General features: G+C 44.3%; 2 protein-coding genes. Both read right to left on the reverse strand.

Annotated elements, in window-relative coordinates; translation table 11 throughout:
- On the reverse strand, nt 1–2,318 hold a 2,318-nt coding region (locus NWQ57_RS02270; RefSeq protein ID WP_306020368.1), incomplete at its 3' end, for a VCBS domain-containing protein.
- A gap of 322 nt (nt 2,319–2,640) precedes the next feature.
- Nucleotides 2,641–5,667, reverse strand: coding sequence for a TonB-dependent receptor (locus tag NWQ57_RS02275; protein ID WP_372340878.1), 3,027 nt, complete (start codon nt 5,665–5,667; stop codon nt 2,641–2,643).
- Nucleotides 5,668–5,855 lie beyond the last annotated feature (188 nt).

The raw sequence follows: 5,855 nt of genomic DNA on the forward strand, positions 1-5,855 counted from the left end.
ACTAAGTCAGCCATTGTGCCGTCATATGACATAATAGAAATAGTATCTGTTTCGCTCTCACCTTGAACTAAGGCCGCAATAGTTGCGTTAGCCGTATCTAGCGTATACGTCCAGTTACCATCGGCTTGAATCGAAAAATCACCCCAAGTTGTTGCAAAAGATGCTGGCGCTATTGACGCTTCACCTTCATCTGGGTCGATTACGCTGACTGTGCCGGTCAAGGCTGTTGTTTGATCGCTGGGAAGTGATGCAGTTAGATTAAAGAAAGCGGCTGGTGTCGGTTCAACGGTACCATCACCTGAATCATATACCACAACCTCAGCATAGATAGCTGGACTATAAAGGCTACCAGCGCCGTCTAAGGTTTCACCTTCACTATAATTTTCAAAATCATCGGCAAATACACTTACCGTGCCGGCAACATCTGAATATACTGCAATGTTGTCAACGAAGAACGCACCAAAAGGAACGGTTCTGTCATTGTCACTAAATCTAAATTGAATTGTTTGAACACCATCAGCAAAATAGTCGCCTGTGGCAGATGTCACAAACGAACCGCCACCAACTACTTCACCGTTAATAGTAAGGGTGAGTTGTTCAGTTTGATCCATGTCCCAGCTAATTTCGATATCATAGAATTCACCTTCAACGAAGGGGGCTGTGACCATATCACCAGGATAAGCAGCAGCTTCTGTGTTGCGCACTAAGAATCTAGGCGCAATAGCATTACCTAAACTGTCAGTTTGATTGCCTTGAATACGTAAGTCGATTAAAGCATTGGCCGAGCTACCATTGTTACCGTAAAGGGTAATATAAGCATCTTTGACATTGCCATCGCTACCCAGTGTTTCGTCTTTCAAGAAAGTCGCAGTTAGCTTACCTTTACGTAAATTATTTACGCTAAATTTAATTTCACCTGTGTCACTGCCGGGATCAGACAGTTTAACCACTTGGGTTAGCGCTGCGATACGAATTGCTATCTCTGCTGTGGTGCCATCGATTGACGCGATGGTAACGGTATCGTTGACAGAGTTACCGACTTCAAGGTTAGCGACAGTTTCATTATTGACGTCAACGGTATACGACCAAGCGCCTTGAGCACTGATACTGAATGTACCAAAATCGAGTACCACGTCGCTTTGAACCAAAATGGCATCTTCTTCAAAATTTGGATCAACAACGGTCACTATGCCCGTTAAAGGAGTAGTTGTAGTATTTTTTACGGTACCGCTTAATGCCCCCTCAATGACGGCTGCAACTGGCGTATTGTTGTAACCAATAGCCGAGCCAATAACGTCAAGTAAAGCGTCATTTAGATCGTTAGCAACGGCAGAGGTAGTTTGTAAGTTTACTTGTGCTGTTTCAAATGCAGCTAAGTTTGCTTCTGAAAATGTGCCATCTGCTAAATCAACGGCAATATCGGCTATCAGAGCGGCCATGTCTTTGTCTGTGTTATCGGCATCGAGTTGCGATAAAAGCGCTAAGGCTGAGCCATAACGGTCTGCATTTTCAGCACCTTCAGCGCCAAGCGTAACCACTCCTACTTCTGTGGGTAGCACTGTTGTTGTATCAAAACGAATACCAAAACGGGCATTGATAGTTGCCGCATTATCTGCAAAAGCATTTAAATCAGCACCAGAAGCCTGAACGGCCATCTCAGTCAAAGGAGAAACCACATAGCGGGGTGATGGGATCGCTTCGCCATTATCATCCAGACCTAAATTTTCAACAACACTCAACACCGCTCTAAGCGCTGGGGCGTCAAGGGTTGCACCGCTTGACTCATCGGTATACGTTCCACCAGTGCATGAAACGAGGCCTGTACCTTCAAAGTGAACATCTGCAAATGTCAGTCCACCGGTATTATCGGAGGTGGCTGAGGCTTGAGCAGGCGTCACCGCTACCCCACTATCATTGACGGCAAATAGTTCGCAGCTTGCACCGCTTACTGATCCTTTTACAACCTTAGCTCTTACCTCTAGGGTTGGCAGTACAACGGAGGTAGCAGCCCCTACCCCTTCGGTAATACCTTTTTCATCGGTGTATCGAGCCGATACCGAAATAATTGAACCCTCGTCTGCTTCGGTAATGGTATAAGACGAGCCAGTTGCGCCTGTAGACCATGCATAAACTAGGGTGTCATTTTTGATTCCGTCTGCATCAGTCGCTAATGCAGTCAGTGTGGCACCTGCAATTAAGTCGCCACCAGTGATTGCGATACTTCCTCTACTATTGCCGTCCAGTTCGTCTTTATCACCACCACCACAACCCACTAAGGTGGTCGCGACGATGATGGATATAAGTGACTTATTAACCATGCTTTCTACTCCTGAAAGTTTCAGTTCTATTACGTTGCTTAGTTATCCACCACAGGTGGTAAATGCCAACATAGTGTTAATTGAATTGGTATGACAAAAAAACTGTCTTTCTATAGCTTTGTTATTACCAATACTGTATTTATAAATTTTTAACTTCTTCTAGCGAATAAAGTGTCTGAATCAGGCGCTTGAGCAAAATTGCCTTGAGCTGGTTGGTTTATCCAAATCAAACCCAAAGCATTCGATATAAAACCCGTCAGCCTTGGCTTGCGAGTTTTACCCTTACTATGCTGCGTCCTGACTAAGCACTGATTAGATTCGGTTAATACTTAAGGCTAATTCCAGCGAATAAACGCGGACCATAATCATTGACCTCACCTAAATTATTCCGAACAAAGAAATCTTGTGACTTAGGTGCACTGAATAGGTTAATCGCTTCGACTTTCACACGAATGTTGCTATTGATTTTGTAAGACGCACGGGCTTCCCACACACCTACTTCATCAACGTAACGTAAACGTGTGCCGTCAGTGGTGTAAGGCTGGAAGTAGTCGCTGCGGTATTTGTAAATAAGTGCCGTATCAAAATCACCCACTTGATAATACAACTGCCCACTGAACACGTGCTCAGAGAAACCAGGTACACCCGCAGGCTCGATGATGCCAGCGGTTAGCTGAGTTGTATTACCCTCTACGTCGGTAACAAAGGTGTCACCGTACAAACTGTCTTCAAACTCAAAATTAGAATCCGCATAGTTGTAGCCTAGCTTGATACCAATGCCACTATCCCAACGATAGGCAAGTGACGCTTCAAGGCCGATGATCTCAGACTCATCGTCGGTGGTTACTGAGTTAGTGATAGGTAAAGAGTAGTCTTGTCCTTCAATATTGAAGTTTTCAAGCACAGTAGTTTGCTGATAACCGCCTTGGAATTGCTTGTAATAAAGACCAAGTGCAACAATCGAGTCTTCATTGGGATACCATTCAACAGCAAGGTCGTAGTTCCACGACATGAGCGGTTTAGTATCGGGGTTGCCCGATCCATTTACCCCAACAATCAAATCAGCAATCGAGGTCGGCGCTAAATCATCATCCGTTTGAAAATCGCGGCTATAGCCAAGGTTGCCGGGGTTGGCACGAGACATACCACGATAAATACCCGCACGTAACAAGACATCCTCAGAATAATCCATCACGAAATTAAAACTTGGCAATACCTCAGTGTAACTACCACCTCCTACAATGCTCTCGTTAATTGCATTTTTTTGTAAGCTGAGGATGCCTTGTTCATCAACTAATACGTTGAAACTACTTCTAAATCCAACAGAGGTGACTTCAGTGTTTACGATACGTAGGCCAAAATTACCACGAACGATTTTTCCAAACATTTCAGTATCGTAATCAACCATGGTGTAGATGGCTTTGGTTTTTTCGGTAACATCAATTGTGCCCGCATTTTCATACTCAAGCTCGGGATACGCAAAGTCTCCACCACTCAAGCTGACAACGGCTTGTGAAAAACAGACATTGTCATAGGTTGCCCAAGACGAGCCTGTGCCGCTACTAATTACATTTCCATCACTATCAACGTTGGTAATCAGATTGCCGTCTGACACCGATGATAAAAAGCTGCTTTCAGGGAAATCAATCTGACAATTTTCGAGTATACCCAGTGCTTCAGGGGCGGATGAATCTAAGGCGTATTCGGTTCTTGAACCCGTACCTTCAGTGCCACCTAATTGCAAAAAGGTTAATTCAGACACACGCAAACCACCTTTAACTGCTCTGAACATACCTGAATCAAGCAAGTACTCAAAATCTAAGCGAGCAGACATAATTTCATTTTCACGAACGTTTTCACGGTCAAGGCGGGTACGTAGGCTATCCGTGAAGTTAGCTATATCGCTTACGTCAAAATCAGTGACGGTAATGGAAGGAATATACTCTCCCATGTCCCAAGTAAAGAATGGACGATTTGCCGTTCTGCCGCGGTTGGATATTTGCAGCTCTTCACGTTTGGTTTGTGAATAAGCAAGATCAAGGTTAATAGTTAAAGCATCTGTCGTGTAATGCTCAATGTTGATGCCATAACCAACATAATTTTCTTCGCGTGAGAATTGCTCTCCGGCCGATTCAAATCGCTCTTCGCCTTCCCAGTGCAGTATGCCGCCCACCTCATTAGTAATGAGATTTTGACCTGTTACTCCTGGCGTAACGCGCTTTTGCAGCCAAATCAAATCATGACGGGCTTCTTCTTGAGTTCGATCTGATAGTTGCGCATCAATATTAATATCCCACGCGTCAGTTGGGCGATATTGCACTGCTAAGAAAAACGCATCACGTTCATCTAGGGTTTCATTTTGACGATAGCTACGGCTACTGCCAGTCCAGGCATAAGGCGTACCATCACTGTACGCTTTGCCAGTTTCAGGGTTTATGCCTGTCTGATACCCTTGATTACTGCTACCTGACACTTGGTCTTCACAGTCACCAGCACTACTGCGGTAAAAACCTTCATTGGTGTTAGATGGATCGTTTAAGCAAGGCCATAGCGATGTACCGCTTGGACTTGAGCTCCGGTATTCTGCCTCTGGCTGACTGATGTCTTGGCGCTGTACACCAAGCGAAACCCCAAGAGACTGGCCATTGTTTAGTTCAAATTGATCAACGTAACTAAAGGTGCCGCGGTAGCCCACATCACTTTGTAAAGAATTGTCGATATTACCTTCATCAGGATTGTAATTAAGCTTCACTTCGCCTTGAATGCGCTGCTTGCCAAAATCTAAGGGCTGCACGGTTTCTAAGGTAATAACACCTGCAACACCACCTTCGATCATCGATGCATCTTGAGTTTTATAAATGGCTACTTTTCTCATCAACTCCGACGGAAACTGTGAGAAGTTAACTGAACGGTCACCACTACCATTAGTGGCTTCACGGCCATTGATATGGGTTGCACTCAAAAACGGACCAAGACCACGAATCGTGATTTCAGTGGCGCCACCATTTTCACGGTGAGACGCCGCACCAGTAATCGACTCCAGCGCTTCTCCAATTGACAGAGCTGGTAATTCACCAATGTCATCCGAAGATAAACCATCAACAACAGTAGTCGCTTCACGCTTGATGGCGATTTGGTCTTGAATGGTTTTACGTGTACCAACTACGTTGATGATTTCCAACTCATCATCGACGTCAGCAGACGTTGGCGCAGACGACTCTTGAGCTTGGGCAGCAAATGCCAATGAGCTGGTTAAAGAGACGAAAACTGCAGCTTTCACCAATTTTGCAACAGGCGAAAGCCTAAATTGCTCCTCCTGATTACTTAAGTCTCTATGTTTCCTTGATATCAACGACATATCGAGTTCTCCGTTGTTTTTTGAGCGAGCATGTGATTGAGAATTGCCTGTTATATTTATGTTATGCAATTGTTGTTTTGAATATACTCAATTAAAAGCAATGTATCAACCAATTAACAAAATAATTGTTACCAATAAACCTTACCAATATAAATTACCAATTTCAGAAAAAAGCCACA

It is taken from the genome of Paraglaciecola sp. (assembly GCF_030730205.1).
Taxonomy (GTDB): Bacteria; Pseudomonadota; Gammaproteobacteria; order Enterobacterales; family Alteromonadaceae; genus Paraglaciecola.